Raw genomic sequence first — 16,968 nt, forward strand, 5'->3', positions numbered from 1 at the left:
GCTCCTGATTTCATAGCGAATCAGGGGCTGTTTTTTTGTGCAGCGGCGCCAGCAGCTGCGTCACCCAGCTGCCCCCGCTGACCAGCACAATGCCCAGCAGCACGGGCACCGCGCCCAGCACAAAGCTGGCCTCAATGGGTTCGTCCAGCAGCCAGGCGCCGAGCACGATGCCAAACAGCGGCGTCATGAACGAGAACACACCCAGGCGCGAGGCCAGGTAGTGGCGCAGCAGCCAGAACCAGACCAGAAAACTGGCAAACGACACCACCAGCGTGTGAAACGCCAGGTTGGCCCAGAGCCAGGGCGTGGGGGTGAAGTGGGCCTGACCCGTGAGCAGCGCTGCCACCAAGAGCAACACAAAGGCACACACCAGTTGGTAGAGCAGGGTTTGGGTGGCCGGCGCGCTGGACAGGCGCGAGCAGCGCACCACCATGGTGGTAGCGCCCCAGGCCATGCCGGCCAGCAGGCCCAAAAAGTCGCCCCACAACATATTGCCGGGCACCGCGGCAGACGGCTGGCTGCGGCCAAAAAAAGCGATGGAAATACCGCCAAACGCGAGCGCAATGCCCAGCCACTGCACCGCACCCAGCCGCTCGGCCGGCAAGCGCCAGTGCAGGCCCAGCGCCGCGAAGATGGGTGCGGTGTACAAAAACACCACCATGTGTGAGGCACTGGTGTGGCGCAGCCCCTCGCCCACCAGCAAAAACTCCAATCCAAACAAGCCGCCCACCACCAACCCCGGGCGCCAACTGCCATCGCGCAGGCCCCAGCTCTCGCCACGCACCAGCATCACCAAGCCCACCAGCACCGCGGCGGCGCCAGAGCGCAGGGCAATCAGGAAGATGGGCGCAATGTCGGCGGCCGTGGCCTTGAGAGCAACCTGCTGCAAGGCCCACAGCACACACAGCACCAACATGCAGCCGATGGCTGGGGAATCGAGGGGTTTTCGGGTGTCCATGGCTGCATTATTGAAGTGACGGCTTTCATTGATATAGTGAAAACCAGACAAGCCATACGCCGAAGCCGCCAAACGTCACCCGCGCCACCGCCATGCCCATCCTCAAACCCAAACTGGAGGTCCCGCTCTCCAGCCCCAACCTGCCCGCGCCCATCATGTTCCGCAGCGCAGTGGCGCCGGCCGAGGGCATTTACCCGTTGCACCAGCACGCCTGGGGCGAGTTTGTGTATTCCTTTAGCGGCGTGATGGAAGTGAAGGTGGCAGACCACCACTACCTGGCGCCACCGCAGTACGGCGTGTGGCTGCCGCCCAAGCTCCAACACGTGGGGCTGAACCGCTACGAGGCTTACCACTGCTCCTTGTATGTAGGCCCGCAGCTGTGTAGTGCCATGCCCGCCACGCCCTGCGCGGTGACCGTGAGCCCGCTGGTGCGTGCGCTGCTGGAGCACCTGCGCCAACAGCCGCCCGGGCAAGACGCGACGCCCCAGCACCTGCGCCTGCTGCAGGTGCTGCTGGACCAGCTGGTGGTAGCGCCGCGCGCTGGCAGCTACCTGCCCAGCTCCGAAGACCCGCTGCTCAGCGCCGTGTTGCGCCTGCTGGAGGCCAACCCCGGCGATAACCGCTCCTTGCCAGCGCTGGCCCACGCCGCCCACACCACCGAGCGCACGCTCACACGGCGCTGCCAGCGCGACCTGGGCATGTCATTGGCGGAGTGGCGGCAGCGCCTGCGGGTGGTGCGCGCCATGCCGCTGCTGGAGGCGGGGCAGACGGTGGAGACGATTGCGCTGGACCTGGGCTATGGCAGTGCTTCGGCCTTCATCACCATGTTCAAGCGGCTCATGGGCAGCACGCCCGATGAGTACCGCCGAGCGGCGTTGGCCTAGGCTGCGACCTGCGTCGGCGCGCCGCCAAAGCGACTTTCAGCCTGCTTGCGGAACTCCGAGGGCGTCATGCCCTTGAGCTCCAGAAAGCGGCGGTTGAAGTTGGCCACGTTGTTGAAGCCCACGTCGTAACAAATGTTGGTCACATACCGGTCCGAGCTCATGAGCAGCTGGCAGGCGCGGTTGATGCGCACGCGGTTCACAAAGTCGGTGTAGGTGTTGCCCGTGGCACGGCGGAAGAAACGCGAAAACCGGCTCTCGCTCATGGCCAGCTCAGCCGCCACCTCGGCCGCGGTCTGCGAGTGCGAGGGGTTCTCGGTGATGCGGTTGACGATGGTGTTGATCTGGTCGAGCTCGGCATCGTTTTCCACACCACGCATTTGCACGTTGGAGAGCAGGCGGTAGTCGGTGCAGCGGGACAGGTCGGTCATGAATTCGCAAAAGGCCGCCAGGCGTTTGAGGCCGCGCGAGGTCTTGACCGCATGCCAGTGTGCCTCGGCCTGGGCCGACAGGCCAAAAAACTCGATGCCGTGGCGCGCCCGCTCCAACAGCGGCAACACCTCGGCAAACTCGGGAATGCTCTGGCAGGCCTGCTCCAGCGGTTCGTGGCGGAACTGGATCACCAGGTCGCGCTTGTCCACGCCCTCTTCGGGCACATCCAACGAGATCCAGTTGTGCGGCAGGCGCGGGCCACACAGAATCAACTGACCGGGCTCAAAGGGTCCAATCCAGTCGCCCACAAACACCTTGCCCGAGGTGGCGGTGATGAGGTGCAGCTCGTACTCGTCATGGCAGTGCCAGCGCGCCAGCGGCGTAGGGTAACCATGGCCCAGGCAACGGATAAAGCCCACCTCGTCGGTGGGCTCGTAACCCAGCGACGGGTTGCGGTTGTAGTCCGCCTCCAGCTCGGGGGCACGGCGGCGGCTGACTGGGCTGCCCAGCTGCGCAAGCGATTGGTGGGTAGCGACCATGGCAACCTCCATCAGAGTAACTTCAACACATCACATTACCAGTATTCGCCGCCCTGCTCAGCCCAGGTGGTTTTCCACAAAACGCAATACGCGTGCATGGGCCACCCGCAGCGCATCGACCAGCGGTGGGCGTGACGCCAGCGGCCCCCACAACACGGGGTCGGCGGCAAACGCGGCCACCGGGTCGGCAGACTCGCAGATGGCGTGTGCCGCGGCCGGATCCATGGCCTGGTCCTGGTAGGTGTAGGCAATTTGCCCCGCATGCCAGCGCTGCAGGTAGGCCAAAAACAGGGCCGGCAACATGGCCACGCTCTGGATGGACTCGCCGCGCGCCAGGCGCTCGCGGATGGTGGGCGCAATAAAACCCGGAATCTTGGAATACCCGTCCATGGCCACGCGCTGGTTGGTGTCCTGGATGGCGGGGTTGCCAAAGCGGTCCAACACCACGTCGCGGTACTGGCGCAGGTCCAGCGGGCTGGGGTTCTCGGGGGTGTCCAGCACCGGGATGGTGTCGTCCGTTACATAGTCATACGCCATGCGGCGGATGGCGGCGTCGTGGGTGCCTTCGTGGATGTACTGGTAGCCCACCAGCGTGCCGGCCCAGGCGATGCAGCTGTGGGTGGCGTTGAGCAGACGGATCTTGGCCTCTTCATACGCGTCCACCGAAGCCACCATTTCCACGCCTACGGTTTCCCATGCGGGGCGGCCGGCAATGAAGTGGTCTTCGATCACCCACTGGATAAAACTCTCGCCCATCAGCGCGGCGCGGTCGTCCCAGCCGGTGGCCGCTTTCACACGCTCGGCCACATCGGGCGTGGGGCGCGGCGTGATGCGGTCCACCATGGCGTTGGGGCTGCTGGTGTTGGCTTCCACCCAAACTTTAAGTGCCACATCACCGAGCGCATCAATGAACTGCAGCAGGCCGCTACGCGAGCGCTCTCCGTTGTGGCGCAGGTTGTCGCAGTTCATCAGTGTCACCGCGCCCGCACCGGTTTGCATACGTGCGCGCAGGATGCTGACCAGACCACCGTAAATGGTGTGGCCGGCTTGGCCCGCCTTCACCGCCGCCAGGTCGGCGCGCAGGTCGGCAAAGGTGGTCCAGTCGAGCTGGTTCTTGGCGTCCAGGTAATAGCCGGCTTCGGTCACCGTGAAAGAGATGATGCGGGTGGCCGGTTCTGCGCCCACCGCGATCAGCGGTGCCAGATCGTCCTGGTAGGGAATGACCTTCTGGATGGACTCGATGCGGGTGTAACTGCGCTCGCCCTGGGGGGTGACGGTTTCCAGCGTGTAGGCACCGCCCTGGGCCTGCAAAGCGGCCATGGTTTCGGCCATGTCCGGGCGCAGGTTGCCACCGGCGATGGACCAGGTGGTGTCGCCCTGCTGGCGCAGTTCGTGGATGTAAAGCGCTTGGTGTGCGCGGTGGAACGAACCCAGTCCGAGGTGAAGAATCGTGTGCATGGTCAGGCGTGAAAAAGGAAAAGGTCAGAGCTCGCGCAAAGGTCGCTCAGAGATCAAACTGGGTGGGCATCATCACGACGTCGCGGATGGTCATGCCACGGGGGCGGGTGAGCATGAACAACACCACATCGGCCACCTCAGACGCCTCCAGCAAACTGCCCTTGGCCTTGGCTTCTTCCAGCTTTTCGGCGGGCCAGTCGGCCAGCAGCGAGGTGATGACAGGCCCCGGCGAAATGGAGCCCACGCGGATGCCGTGTTTGAACACTTGGCGGCGCACGGTCTGCACAAAACAGTTGATGGCCCATTTGGAAGACGCATAGACCGGCTCCCAGGGCGTGGGAAAGTGCGCGGCCAGCGAGCTGGTGACGATGATGTCGCCCACGCCGCGTTCGATCATGTGGGGCAACACGTTGTGCACGTTTTTCATCACCACATTCACATTCAGGTTGAGCATGCGGTCGATGGCGTCGGGGTCGGCGTCCACCAAGTCGCCGCCCACATAAAGGCCGGCGTTGGCGTGGAACACATCGAGCCGGCCTGCCAGTTCCAGCACCCGTGCGAGCAGCGTGGCGCATTGTTTGGCATCGAGCAGGTCCAGCACCAGCGGCAAGGCCTGGGGGCCCAGGGCTGCGCAGGCTTTGTCCAGCGCCGCCTGGTCCCGGTCGACCAGCACCACACGGGCGCCGGCTTCCACCATGGCGCGAGCGCTGGCCAGGCCGATGCCAGAGGCGGCACCGGTGACCGCGGCCACTTGGCCTTGCAAGGGAAATGGGGTGTTCTGAGTCATGGTGTGGGGCAATACGTTCGGGTCAGTGTTTGCCGGCCGCGACCACACGGCCGTTGGCGTCAAACAGGTGGGCGGAGTCACCGTCAATCTGCACGCCCACGGCCGAGCCCACCTGCAGGTCGGTGCGGGTGTTGAGGCGGGCCACGAGTTGGGCGCCCAGGTCGGTGCTCACGTAGATCAGGGTCTCGGCGCCCAGCGCCTCGATCAGCTCCACCTTGGCTTGTGCCTGGCCCTGGCCGGGTGCGACCAGCGCAATGCTCTCGGGCCGCAGGCCAATGGAGCCCAGTGCGGGCACGGCCACACCGGCCACGGTGGTGAGCTGGGGCAGCTTGGCGGCTTCGACCACGTTCATCTGCGGTGTGCCAATGAACTGCGCCACAAACTGGTTGGCCGGGCGGTCGTACAGCTCCAGCGGCGTGCCGACCTGCTCGATATTGCCATCGCGCAGCACCACCACACGGTCAGCCAGGGTCATGGCTTCTACCTGGTCGTGCGTGACGTAGATGGTGGTGGCGCCCAGGTCGCGGTGCAGCTTGGCAATCTCGATACGGGTCTGGCCACGCAGCGCGGCGTCCAGGTTGGACAAAGGCTCGTCAAACAAAAACACCTTGGGGGCACGCACGATGGCGCGGCCAATAGCCACACGCTGGCGCTGGCCACCCGACAGCTCTTTGGGTGTGCGCTGCAGGTAGTCGGTCAGATTCAGGATCTTGGCGGCGCGATCGACCTTGTCCTTGATGATGGCCGGATCCACGTTGGCGAGTTTGAGCGCGAAGCTCATGTTTTCGAACACGCTCATGTGCGGGTACAGGGCGTAACTCTGGAACACCATGGCCAAGTCGCGCTTGCTGGACGGCAGGTGGGTGATATCGCGGCCGTCGAGCTGCAGGCTGCCGTTGTCGATGGCTTCCAGGCCGGCGATGAGGCGCAACAGTGTGGACTTGCCGCAGCCCGAAGGGCCCACAAACACCACAAATTCGCCCTGCTGGATAGCCAGGTCAATGCCCTTGATGACACGGTGTTCGCCGAACAGTTTTTCAACGCCGCTGAGTTGGAGGTAAGACATGAAGAAGGTCTCCGCTTATGTTGTGTTGTTACTTGACGGCGCCGAAGGTCAGGCCTTGCACCAGTTGTTTTTGGCTGAACCAGCCGAACACCACGATGGGTGCAATGGCCATGAAGGAGGCGGCGGACAGCTTGGCCCAGAAGAGGCCTTCGGGGCTGGAGTAGGAGGCGATCAGCGTGGCCAGCGTGCCGGCCTTGGCCGCGCTCAGGTTGAGCGACCAGAAGGCCTCGTTCCAGCTCAGCACCAGGGTGAGCAAACCAGTGGAGGCCAGGCCACCCATGGTGAGCGGCAGCAGCACGTAGCGGAACTCGTTCCACAGCGTGGCGCCGTCCATGCGCGAGGCTTCCAGAATCTCGGCCGGAATCTCCTTGAGGTAGGAGTACAACATCCACACCATGATGGGCAGGTTGGACAGCGTGAACACAATCACCAGGCCAGTACGCGTATCCAGCAGGCCACTGGTCTGCGCCATCACATACACCGGCACCAGTGCACCCACGGCGGGCATCATCTTGGTGGACAACATCCACATCAGGATGTCCTTGGTGTACTTGCCCTTGAAGAAGGCCATGGCGTACGCAGCTGGGAAAGCCAGCATCAAACCCAGAATGGTGGAGGCCACGCTGGTGATCAGCGAGTTGGTGGCGTAGAGCATGTAATCACTGCGCTCTTGCACGATCTCGAAGTTCTCCAGCGTGGGCGTGAAGAACACCAGCGGCGGCACCGAGATGGCTTGCAACTCGGTTTTGAAAGCCGTGAGTACCAGCCAGCCCAGGGGGAAGAACAGCATGAAGGTGACCACCCACGCGGTGAGCGTGCGCAGCCAGAACAGCCAGGAAAAAGTTTTGCGTTGTGTCATGGGGATGTGCTCACTTGTCCAGGTTTTTGCCAACCATGCGGATCAAAAAGACCGCGGCAATATTGGCCAGCACCACCGCAAACAGGGCACCGGCCGAGGCCACACCGGCGTCAAAGTTCAGCAGCGCCTGCTTGAAGATCAGGAAGGCCACGTTGGTGCTCGCGTCGCCCGGGCCGCCACCGGTGGTGGTGTAGATCTCGGCAAACACGCTGAGCAAAAAGATCATTTCAATCATCACCACGATGGCCACCGAACGTGCCAGGTGCGGCAGGTACAGGTAACGCAGCTGCTGCAGGTAGTTGGCGCCGTCCATGCGCGAGGCTTCGAGCTGCTCGCGGTTCATGCTTTGCAGCGAGGTGATGAAAATCAGCGTGGCAAATGGCAGCCACTGCCAGGACACGATGATGATGACGCTGAACAGCGGGAAGTCGGTGAGCCAGTCCACCGGCGTACCGCCAAAGAAGATCCACACCTGCGCCAGCACGCCGTAGATGGGGTTCATCATCATGTGTTTCCACAGCAGCGCATTCACCGTGGGCATCACAAAGAAGGGCGAGATGAGCAGGATGCGCACCAGACCGCGGCCCGGAAAGGGCTCGTCGATCAGCAGCGCAATCAGCGTGCCCAGCACCACGGTGATGAGGATCACGCTGCCCAGCAGCAGCAAGGTGTTCATGACGGCCGTGCCAAAGGACGGGTCGGTCATGAAGTATTCGAAATTCTCCAGACCGATAAAGCCCGTCTGTTCCGGCTGCATCAGGTTGAAGCGAATGACCGAGAAATAAATGGTCATCACCAGAGGCACGATCATCCACAGGAAAAGTGAGATGACGGCCGGTGCCATGAGGGCACGGGGTATGAAGCGGTTCATGGGGAGCCTCGCGGGCAAATTTGCGGAAAAGGGCGCGCGGGTTGCCCCGCGCGCCTAAAGTCAAGCTACCGGAGAGAGATGCTTACTTGTAGTAGCCAGCCTTCTTCATTTCGCGGTCTGCCGCGACTTGAGAAGCCTTCAGGGCCGCGTCCACCGAGGTCTTGCCAGCCAGGGCTGCGCTCATTTGCTGACCCACGGTCGCGCCAATCGCCTGGAACTCGGGGATGGCAGCAAACTGCACACCGACGTACGGGCTCTTGGGCAAGGTGCTGTCATTGGGGTTGGCAGAGTCAATCGCGGCTTTTTCAGCAGCGGCAAACTTGGCAGCCTTCATGAACTCGGGGTTGGCGTAGGTGCTCTTGCGGGTACCGGTGGGCACGTGGGCCCAGCCATTGGTCTTGGCCACCAGCTCGATGTATTCCTTGGAGGTTGCCCAGGTCACAAACTTGGTGGCTGCGTCCACTTTCTTGGTGCCCGAAGGAATGGCCAACGCCCAGGCCCACAACCAGTTGGCACCCTTGGGTGTCACGGCCGTTGGTGCTTGTGCAAATGCCACCTTGTCAGCCACCTTGGACTGCTTGGGGTCGGTGATGAAAGACGCTGCGATGGTCGCGTCGATCCACATGCCGCACTTGCCTTCGTTGTACAGAGCCAAAATTTCGTTGAAGCTGTTGGCAGAAGAGCCGGGAGGGCCGTAGTTCTTCAGCAGGTCCACGTAGAAGTTGATGGAATCCTTCCAGGGCTTGCTTTCCAGTTGGGGCTTCCAGCTGGTGTCAAACCACTGGCCGCCGTTGGTGTTCACCAGCGTGGTCAGGAAGGCCATGTTGTCGCCCCAGCCTGGCTTGCCGCGCAGGCAGATGCCGTACACGCCGTTTTTGGGATCGTGGATCTTGGCGGCTAGGGCCTTGATGTCGGTCCAGGTGGGCTTGTCAGCCACTTTGATGCCAGCCTTGTCTGCCAAGTCCTTGCGGTACATCAGCATGGAGGATTCGCCGTAGAAAGGCACGGCAAACATCTTGCCGTCGACCGACAGGCCGTTGCGCATGGCGGGCAGGATGTCGTCTGCATCGTACTTGGCGTCGGTCTTCAGCTCTTGCAGCCAACCCTTTTTGCCCCAGATCGGGGTTTCGTACATGCCGATGGTCATCACATCGAACTGGCCGCCCTTGGTGGCGATGTCGGTGGTCACGCGCTGGCGCAGCACGCCTTCTTCCAGGGTCACCCACTTCAGTTTGATGTCGGGGTTGGCGGTTTCGAAGTTCTTGCTGAGCTTCTGCATTTCGATCATGTGGCCGTTGTTCACGGTGGCCACGACGAGTTCTGTCTGCGCGAAGGCGGCGCCAGCCACCAAACCAAAGGCCAAAGCGAGAGATGCTTTGAGTTTCATGAATCTGTCTCCTGTTGTTGAAAGTCCGGGGTCATCAGCCAATGCCTAGCGATGCATCGACAGGGCTGAATAGTAGAAGTCACCCCCCTGGGGGGTTGATACTTTTGGCACGATTGCATGTATTTCCATGCGCCAACTAGCTAGGGTTTTCCCACATACACGCCAGAACGTATTGATATTGGGAAATTTTGGCGAAGTTCGGCCTGAGGGTTTTACCCCAGCCCACGGGCTGCAGCAAGCCGGCGCAGCCCTTGGTCAAAAGGGGCTTGGACACCCCATCTACAGATGTTTAGGTAATTAAGAACTGAAAAAACAGTAGTTCCTGTTTTAACGACGCACTTCCAGAATCCACCCCATCGCACTGTTGCGTTGCTTTTTTGGAGTGTTGTTATGGCCCACCGCCGTCTTGTTTTGAACCTGGCCCTTGCCACCGGCCTGCTGGCCGCTGCCGCCAGCAGCTTTGCCCAAAAGTCGGTCGAGCTGCTCAATGTGTCCTACGACCCGACGCGGGAGCTGTACGTGGAATTCAACGCCGCCTTTGCCAAACACTGGAAAGCCAAGACCGGCCAGGACGTGAGCATCAAACAAAGCCATGGTGGCTCGGGCAAACAGGCACGCTCCATCATCGACGGCCTGGAGGCCGATGTGGCCACGCTGGCCCTGGCCGGCGACACCGACGCCGTGGCCAAAAACGGCGGCTGGATCAACAAGGACTGGCAAAAGCGCCTGCCGCACAACGCCTCGCCTTACACCTCCACCATCGTGCTGGCCGTGCGTGAAGGCAACCCCAAGGGCATCAAGGACTGGGACGACCTGATCCGCCCTGATGTGAAGGTGATTACGCCCAACCCCAAAACCAGCGGTGGCGCACGCTGGAACTACCTGGCGGCCTGGGAATTTGCCAAACGCAAGTTCGGCTCTGACGCCAAGGCCAAGGAATTTGTGACCAAGCTGTTTGCCAACGTGCCGATTCTGGACACCGGCGCGCGCGGCTCCACCATCACCTTTGCCCAGCGCAACCAGGGCGACGTGCTGATCGCCTGGGAAAACGAGGCCTATTTGCTGGAAAAGGAATTTGGCGCCAAGTTTGACGTCGTCGCCCCCAGCCTGAGCATCCTGGCCGAACCCGCGGTGGCCGTGGTGGACAAAAACGTGGACAAAAAGGGCACCCGTGCCGTGGCCACCGCCTACCTGGAGTACCTGTACACCGAAGAAGGCCAGGACATTGCGGGCAAAAACTTCTACCGCCCCGCCGTCTCGGCCAAGGCCCAGGCCAAGTACGCCAAGCAGTTCCCCAAGATCAACCTGTTCACCATCGACCAGGCCTTTGGTGGCTGGGACAAGGCAGACAAAGAGCACTTTGCCGACGGTGGCAGCTTTGACCAGATCTACACCAAAAAGTAAGCAAATTGGCCTCTAGCCCATATGGATCCTGCGCAAGCAGCTCCTAATTTCATAGCAAAATCACCTCAGGGAGCGTTTTTCATGTCGGTTCTTTTGATTGCAGGCAGCCCCTCGGAGCGCTCGCGCACCGCCGCCCTGCTGGAGGCTACGGGCCAACGGCTGGAGGCGCGTGGTGTGCAGGTGGACCGGCTGCGCGTGCGGGACCTTTCCCCCCAGGCGCTGCTGCTGGCCGATTTTGGCCACCCTTCCATTAGCCAGGCTGCGGGCCAGGTGGCGCGGGCGGACGTGGTCATCGTCGCCACGCCGGTCTACAAGGCGGCTTACAGCGGCGTGCTCAAGGTGTTTTTGGACCTGCTGCCGCAGGACGGTTTTAAAAACAAGGTGGTGTTGCCCCTGGCCACCGGCGGCAGCCCGCACCACATGCTGGCGCTGGACTACTCGCTGCGCCCAGTGCTGCAGTCGCTGGGGGCCAAACACATCCTGCCCGGCATCTACGCCACCGATGCGCAGGTTGCAGTGTCGGAAAGCGGCATTTACCAGGTGGGCACCGACATCGGGCGCCGGCTGGACGACGCCGTGAACACCCTGGTGACCGAAACCCTGCAGCCCGGCCTGGCCATCGCCGCCCGGTTTGCGCCAGTGGCGTTTTCGCAGGTGCAGTACAGCTCCTAGGCCCAACCTCTTATTTACTTTTTTCAGGAATCCCCATGTCCATCCAAGCCATCAACGTACGCAACCAGTTCAAAGGCAAAGTCCGCGAAATCATCCGTGGCGACGTCGTCTCCGAGATCGACGTCGAAACCCCCTGGGGCATCGTCACCTCGGTCATCACCACCCGCTCGGTCGACGACCTGCAACTGCAGATCGGCTCCGACGTCGTGGCCCTGGTCAAATCCACCGAAGTGTCCATCGCCAAGCTGTGATCTGAGGGGGGCTGCGCGAGCCGCTAAGCTAGGCCGGTTGTCAACCACCGCGCCCGCCCAGCATCGCCCCCCATGTCCAAGATCGGCTTTCTCGTCATCGCCTTCACCGCGCTGGTGCTCATGGTGTTATCGGTATGGCGCGAACGCCGCAGCGAGGGGTGGCGCAGCCGAGGCCTGTGCCACCAATGTGGTGCCCACCTGGGAGCGGACGCCAAGTCCGTTCCACTTCGCATCATGAGCCGCGGCAATACGGTGCGTATCTGCGGCGGCTGCGCCAAAGAGCGACACATTCAGCGCTGGATGTTGGCCAGCTTCGCGCTGGTGGCGCTCATCGCACTGGCCATTTGGTGGTCGCTGCAACGCAGCTAATCCGTCTACACCACCGACTGGGGCCGTTCGATCATGTGTTGGTAGACCATGCTCTGCAGCAGCATCTGGTCGTTGGGGTCCAGCGCTACAAACTGCAGGCCAAAGTGGGCCAACGAGGTGCCGCTTTGTTTGAGCGTCTCATCGTCAAACACCGTGCGCACCATAGCCGCCACAGACAGTTCGGCCTCTATGTTGTGGAGCTTGAGCTTGAAGCTGAGCCGCAGGGTGTCACCGGTCTCGGCCATGGTGCGCCGCCCGTCCAGCAAGGCGCCATTGGCACTTAAATTGGAAATCACGGCGGTGTGTTCGGTCGTGTCGCCCTGTTCGGCGCGAACCTTCACGATGATTTTGGTTTTGACACGGGCGGCCTTGCGGATCACGGTGCCCTGGATTTTTTTGGGGAAGGAAATGTGCAGGTAGCTGTAGGGCACCCGGCACACCCGCTGCACATCGCAGGCAAAACCAAACGCGTTCTGGCCCGAGAAGACCCGCATGATGAGCTGGTCGCCAGGCATCACCTGCATGGGCACACTGCCGCCCGTGGTGGGCGCCGTGATCAGCAAACTCTGGTCTTGCAGGTACCCAATCAGCTTGACCGGGCTGCGCTCGGTAGAAACCGTGGCGGGGGGCTGCACCTGCAGGCGGTCGCCCACCTTCAGGTTCATGGCGTCAAAAGGGAAGGTTTCCTGTGGCGTGCTGCCCGCGGCTTCTGCCGTGGTCTGGCCCTCATCGCGACTCTCAGACGGTGCGTCTGCCCCCCAATCGCGCGGCTCAACTTGCAAGCTATTCATCGTGTGTGGTGTGAAGTGGGTCTACACAACCACTGTACGCGAGGAATAGCCTCCGCGTTTACGCCGCCTTTTGTTTGCGCACGGTGAACTGGTTCACCGGCCGCTCCAGCCCCAGGTTCTCGCGCAGCGTGCTGCCTTCGTATTCGGTGCGGAACAGGCCGCGGCGCTGCAGCTCGGGGATGACGAGGTCCACAAAATCGTCCAGCGATTCGGGCAACACGGGCGGCATGACGTTGAAGCCATCGGCCGCGCCGTTCTCAAACCAGCTTTGGATCTCGTCGGCAATCTTCTCGGGCGTGCCCACCACCACCCAGTGGCCACGCGCACCGGCCAAATATTCGTAGAGCTGGCGCACGGTGAGCTTGTCGCGGCGGGCCAGTTCCAGCACCACATGGGCGCGGCTGTTGCGTCCAATGGGGGGCTGAGGAATATAGGGTGGCGGTGCGTCCAGGTCCCATTTCGATAGGTCTTCACCCGGCCAGAACGGCGCAATGGTGCTCAGGCCTACGCTGGGGTGAATCAGCTTTTGCAATGCTGCCCACTTGGCATCGGCCTCTTCCTGCGTGCGGCCCACCACGGGCGAGATGCCGGGCAGCACCAGCAATTGTTCGGGCCGGCGGCCGTACTTGGCCAGGCGGCCTTTCACGTCGCTGTAGAACGCTTTCGCCTCGGCCAAGCTGGTCCACGCGGTAAAGATGGCTTCGGCGGTGGCGGCAGCCAGTTCTTTGCCGGGCTCGGACGAGCCGGCCTGCACGATGACGGGGTAACCCTGGGGCGAACGTTCGATGTTGAGCGGGCCTTTGACCTTCAGGTGTTTGCCCACGTGGTTCAGCGTGTGCAGCTTGGCAGGGTCAAAGTACACGCCGCTGGCCGGGTCGCGGCTGAAGGCGTCGTCTTCAAAACTGTCCCACAGACCCTTCACCACATCGACAAACTCGTGGGAGCGTTCGTAGCGGGTTTCGGGGTCGGGGTGTTTGTCCAGGCCAAAGTTGCCGTGCACGTTTTCGGCGCTGGTGGTCACCACGTTCCAGGCTGCACGGCCCTTGCTGATGTGGTCCAGCGAGGCAAACTTGCGTGCCAGCAAATACGGGTCTTCGTAGGTGGTGGAGGCGGTGGCCACAAAACCAATGTGTTTGGTCACCGCGGCCAGCGCGGCCCATAGCGTCACCGGCTCAAAGTGCGAGACCCGGCCCTGGCGGCTGAAGGCCTCGTCATCGCCCTCAAACCAGAGGCCCGGGCTGTCGGCTACAAACACCTGGTCGAACAGACCGCGCTCGGCGGTTTTGGCGACTTCGATGTAGTGGTCAATGTTGGTGCCGGAGTCGATTTGTGACCCGGGGTGGCGCCAGGCGGCGATGTGGTGGCCCGTGGCCATGATGAATGCGCCCAGGCGCAGTTGGCGTTGTGACATGACAGTTCCTTGTAGGTATGAAGATGTGAAAAGAAGCGGCCGGTGGGGCCACGGTCAGGTGTTGCCCGCGCCGGGCTTCCAGGCGGTCAGGCGGCGCTCGGTCACTTGCAGCAGCGCGTTAAAGACCACACCAATCAGCGTGATGGCGATGATTCCGAAGTACATGTCGGCAATCAAAAAGCTGTATTGCGCGTAGATGATGAGGTAACCCAAGCCCGACTTGGCGCCCACCATCTCGGCCGCCACCAGCACCAAAATCGACGTCGCACTGGCCAGGCGGATACCCACAAAAATGGTCGGTACCGAGGCCGGCAAAATGACCTTGAGGAACAGTTGCCGCGCACTCGCCCCCATGGTGCGGGCCGACTTGATGAGCAGCGGGTCCACCTGTTTGACGGCGGCAATAGTGTTGAGCAACAGCGGCCAGGAGCAGGCGTAGACCACCATGGCCACCTTGGATACCTCGCCAATGCCCAGCAACAAAATGAAGACGGGCAGCAGGGCCAAGGCAGCCGTGTTGCGCAACAGCTCGATGAGCGGGTTCAGGAAATGGCCCAGACTCCGGTACCAGCCAATCGCCAGGCCCAGCGGCACGGCGTACACCACGGCAATGGCAAAACCACCCGCAGCGCGCCCCACGCTGGCCGAGGTGTGCTGCCAGAGCTGGCCATTCAAAGCCAACGCCCAGCCCGCGGCCAGCACCTCGCTCAGCGGCGGAAAGAAGGCCGTGTCGGTCAACTCCAGCCGCGGGGCCAGCTCCCACCATGCGGCCAGCGCAATGATCAGCGCAGAACGCCAACCCAGGTTCAGCACCTGGCGCAGCACACGCAGCCATGGCGCGGGTGGGGCCAATACCAGCGGGGCGCTGCCCGCGGTCAACGAAACATCAGACATGGAAACTCTCCTTGCGGGCGGGTAGGGTTGCGATACGGGCACGGCGCTGCTGACGCGCAGCGGCCACCTCGTCGTGCAGCAGGGACCAGATTTGGTGACGCAGCTCGCCAAACAGGGGCAGCGAACGCACATCGGGCGTGTCGGCGCGCAGGGTGTCGGGAATGTCCACAATCTCTTTGATACGCCCGGGGCGCGATGTCATCACTGCCACGCGCTGGCCCAGCACCACCGCCTCGTCAATGCCATGGGTGATGAACACAATGGTCTTGCCAGTGCGGTGCCAGATATCCACCAGCTCCTCTTGCAGGGTCTCGCGGGTTTGGGCATCCAGCGCGGCAAAAGGCTCGTCCATCAGCAGCACCTCGGGCTCGTAGGCCAGGCTGCGGGCGATGGCCACGCGCTGCTTCATACCACCCGACATTTCGTGCGGGTAGTGGCGGGCAAAGGCGCTCAGGCCCACCAGGTCCAGGTAGGCGGCGGCCTTGGCACGGCGCTCGCTGCGGCCCAGGCCTGCAATCTCCAGGCCAAAGGCCACGTTGTCCAGGGCCGTGAGCCAAGGAAACAGCGCGTACTGCTGGAACACCACGCCCCGGTCCCGGGCCGGGCCGGTGATGGGTTTGCCATCAATCAGCACTCGGCCACTGGTGGGCAGCGTTAGCCCGGCCAACAGGTCCAGCAGCGTGGATTTGCCGCAACCGCTGGGGCCCACCAGCACCAGGAACTCGCCTGCACGCACATCAAGGCTGACGTTGTCCAGCGCCACAAAACGTTGGGCGGCCCCGCCCTCTTCGGCGCGCACCGTGAACTCCTTGTGCACCTGCTCAAAACGGATCTTGGCGGTACTCATTTGGCAGCTACCTTGGCGCCATTGGCGTAGGGATTGAAGGCGTTGGTGTACAGGTCGGTCGGTTTGATCTGGCCGGCCTTCACGATCTGTTCCTTCACCAGCCAGTCGATCCAGACCTGCAGGTCTTTGTCCAGCACCAGCCCACCTGTGGACGGCACCCCCGTGCTCTTCCAGTACTGGATGGCATCGGCGCTCTCGGCACGGCCACGCGCCTTGATGATTCCTTCGAACGTGCTGCGTACTTGGAGCGCCGGTGTGACACGCGCCCACTCGATGGCGCGGGCAATCGCACTCACCAAGTGTTTGGACGCCTTGGGGTTTTGTTCGATGAACTTGGTGCGCAGCACATAAGAGCCTGCGGTGAAGTTGCCAAACAGGTCGCGGTCGGTGAACAGCGGGCGGATGCCGCCACGCTCCAGCGCCTTGTCGCGCAAGATGCCGCCCAGCGTGGTCACCTCTACCTGGTTTTGGCGCAGGGCCTGCTCACCTGTCACCGGTGGGGTGATGACGAAGGTGACCTGTTTGGCCTCTTCGTCCGTCACCTTGTTGCGCTCCAGGTACTCGCGCACGATGAAGTCGTGGTGCGCGCCCAGGGTGTTCATGGCCACCTTCTTGCCCAGCAGGTCGCGGGCGGTTTTGATGGGGCTGTCGTTCTTGACGTAGTAGCCGCTCCAGGTGTTGTCGTCCACGCCGTAGTAACCAATCACCGCTTTCACCGGCGCCCGCTTGGCAATCAGCTTGACCAGCGCGCCGTTAAAGGCGCCACCAATGTCAATGTCGTTGGTCACCACCGCCTGCACGTCTTGCGGGCCACTGATGGTGTTGCCCACCCACTTGGGCTTGAGGGGGGCCAGGTAGCCCAGATGGTCGGCCAGTTCGATCCACACCACGGTGCCCACGCTGCCCTGGTAACGGATCTCCGAGACCTCCAGAGCATCTTGGGCCCACGCGGTGGCGCTAAAGCCGAGTGCCACGGCTGTGGCAGTTAAAAGTTTGAAAAGTGGTCGCATGCAAAGTCCTTATCGGTTGGTGATGGGAGTGCAGCGTAAAGACGGCACATGCCAACAACAACGAAGAAAAACACGCTTGCT

At 62.4% G+C, this 16,968-nt stretch carries 18 protein-coding genes; 5 read left to right on the plus strand and 13 right to left on the minus strand.

Going from position 1 to position 16,968, the window contains the following annotated elements:
- Window positions 1-10 precede the first annotated feature (10 nt).
- Window positions 11-958 (minus strand): DMT family transporter, encoded by a 948-nt coding sequence (locus C5F53_RS13410; RefSeq protein ID WP_105261861.1) that lies wholly within the window; start codon window positions 956-958, stop codon window positions 11-13.
- 92 nt (window positions 959-1,050) lie between these two features.
- Between C5F53_RS13410 and C5F53_RS13415 the strand changes: the two genes are divergently transcribed.
- Complete coding sequence (locus tag C5F53_RS13415) at window positions 1,051-1,842, plus strand: helix-turn-helix domain-containing protein (RefSeq protein ID WP_105261862.1); 792 nt, start codon at window positions 1,051-1,053, stop codon at window positions 1,840-1,842.
- Here the strand turns inward: C5F53_RS13415 and C5F53_RS13420 are convergent.
- From C5F53_RS13420 to C5F53_RS13450, 7 genes are all read right to left on the minus strand, one after another.
- The gene (locus tag C5F53_RS13420) at window positions 1,839-2,810 is read right to left on the minus strand and encodes an AraC family transcriptional regulator (protein ID WP_201740849.1); all 972 of its coding nucleotides are present in this window, start codon (window positions 2,808-2,810) and stop codon (window positions 1,839-1,841) included. The genes C5F53_RS13415 and C5F53_RS13420 overlap by 4 nt on opposite strands.
- Before the next feature lie 57 nt (window positions 2,811-2,867).
- Window positions 2,868-4,268, minus strand: coding sequence for a D-arabinitol 4-dehydrogenase (gene dalD, locus C5F53_RS13425; RefSeq protein WP_105261864.1), 1,401 nt, complete (start codon window positions 4,266-4,268; stop codon window positions 2,868-2,870).
- 46 nt (window positions 4,269-4,314) lie between these two features.
- Window positions 4,315-5,055, minus strand: coding sequence for an SDR family oxidoreductase (locus C5F53_RS13430; RefSeq protein ID WP_105261865.1), 741 nt, complete (start codon window positions 5,053-5,055; stop codon window positions 4,315-4,317).
- Between the two features lie 22 nt (window positions 5,056-5,077).
- The gene (locus C5F53_RS13435; protein WP_105261866.1) at window positions 5,078-6,121 is read right to left on the minus strand and encodes an ABC transporter ATP-binding protein; all 1,044 of its coding nucleotides are present in this window, start codon (window positions 6,119-6,121) and stop codon (window positions 5,078-5,080) included.
- A 28-nt stretch (window positions 6,122-6,149) separates the two neighbouring features.
- A complete protein-coding gene (locus C5F53_RS13440) occupies window positions 6,150-6,980 on the minus strand; it encodes a carbohydrate ABC transporter permease (protein ID WP_105261867.1) in 831 nt (276 codons plus the stop codon).
- 10 nt (window positions 6,981-6,990) lie between these two features.
- Window positions 6,991-7,851 carry a carbohydrate ABC transporter permease gene (locus C5F53_RS13445; protein WP_105261868.1) on the minus strand — a complete coding sequence of 287 codons (861 nt, stop codon included), beginning with the start codon at window positions 7,849-7,851 and terminating at the stop codon, window positions 6,991-6,993.
- An 82-nt stretch (window positions 7,852-7,933) separates the two neighbouring features.
- Window positions 7,934-9,238, minus strand: a complete 1,305-nt coding sequence (locus tag C5F53_RS13450) for a sugar ABC transporter substrate-binding protein (protein WP_105261869.1) — start codon at window positions 9,236-9,238, stop codon at window positions 7,934-7,936.
- A 390-nt stretch (window positions 9,239-9,628) separates the two neighbouring features.
- On the opposite strand from C5F53_RS13450, the gene C5F53_RS13455 reads away from it, so the two are divergent.
- The 4 genes from C5F53_RS13455 to C5F53_RS13470 all read left to right on the plus strand — a co-directional run bounded on the left by C5F53_RS13455 (window position 9,629) and on the right by C5F53_RS13470 (window position 11,934).
- The gene (locus tag C5F53_RS13455; RefSeq protein ID WP_105261870.1) at window positions 9,629-10,642 is read left to right on the plus strand and encodes a sulfate ABC transporter substrate-binding protein; all 1,014 of its coding nucleotides are present in this window, start codon (window positions 9,629-9,631) and stop codon (window positions 10,640-10,642) included.
- Between the two features lie 81 nt (window positions 10,643-10,723).
- Window positions 10,724-11,314: an NADPH-dependent FMN reductase gene (gene ssuE, locus C5F53_RS13460; RefSeq protein WP_105261871.1), complete on the plus strand. Its 591-nt coding sequence runs from the start codon at window positions 10,724-10,726 to the stop codon at window positions 11,312-11,314.
- A 35-nt stretch (window positions 11,315-11,349) separates the two neighbouring features.
- Window positions 11,350-11,565 (plus strand): molybdopterin-binding protein, encoded by a 216-nt coding sequence (locus tag C5F53_RS13465; RefSeq protein WP_105261872.1) that lies wholly within the window; start codon window positions 11,350-11,352, stop codon window positions 11,563-11,565.
- Between the two features lie 72 nt (window positions 11,566-11,637).
- Complete coding sequence (locus C5F53_RS13470; protein WP_105261873.1) at window positions 11,638-11,934, plus strand: hypothetical protein; 297 nt, start codon at window positions 11,638-11,640, stop codon at window positions 11,932-11,934.
- 5 nt (window positions 11,935-11,939) lie between these two features.
- Here the strand turns inward: C5F53_RS13470 and C5F53_RS13475 are convergent, their stop codons facing one another.
- Genes C5F53_RS13475 through C5F53_RS13495 form a run of 5 tightly spaced genes read right to left on the minus strand, consistent with a single transcriptional unit; the run spans window position 11,940 to window position 16,887 of the window.
- Entirely contained in the window at window positions 11,940-12,725 is a 786-nt protein-coding gene (locus tag C5F53_RS13475) for a flagellar brake protein (RefSeq protein WP_105261874.1), read from the minus strand.
- A gap of 58 nt (window positions 12,726-12,783) precedes the next feature.
- On the minus strand, window positions 12,784-14,136 hold the full coding sequence (locus C5F53_RS13480) for an LLM class flavin-dependent oxidoreductase (protein ID WP_105261875.1): 1,353 nt from the start codon (window positions 14,134-14,136) through the stop codon (window positions 12,784-12,786).
- A gap of 54 nt (window positions 14,137-14,190) precedes the next feature.
- Window positions 14,191-15,030, minus strand: a complete 840-nt coding sequence (locus C5F53_RS13485) for an ABC transporter permease (RefSeq protein ID WP_105261876.1) — start codon at window positions 15,028-15,030, stop codon at window positions 14,191-14,193.
- A complete protein-coding gene (locus tag C5F53_RS13490; RefSeq protein ID WP_105261877.1) occupies window positions 15,023-15,877 on the minus strand; it encodes an ABC transporter ATP-binding protein in 855 nt (284 codons plus the stop codon). The genes C5F53_RS13485 and C5F53_RS13490 overlap by 8 nt, the downstream gene beginning before the upstream one ends.
- Window positions 15,874-16,887, minus strand: a complete 1,014-nt coding sequence (locus C5F53_RS13495; RefSeq protein ID WP_105261878.1) for an ABC transporter substrate-binding protein — start codon at window positions 16,885-16,887, stop codon at window positions 15,874-15,876. Before C5F53_RS13495 ends, C5F53_RS13490 begins: the two co-directional genes overlap by 4 nt.
- Window positions 16,888-16,968: the final 81 nt, after the last annotated feature.

This window comes from Rhodoferax sp. TS-BS-61-7 (assembly GCF_002943465.1).
GTDB lineage: Bacteria > Pseudomonadota > Gammaproteobacteria > Burkholderiales > Burkholderiaceae_C > Allorhodoferax.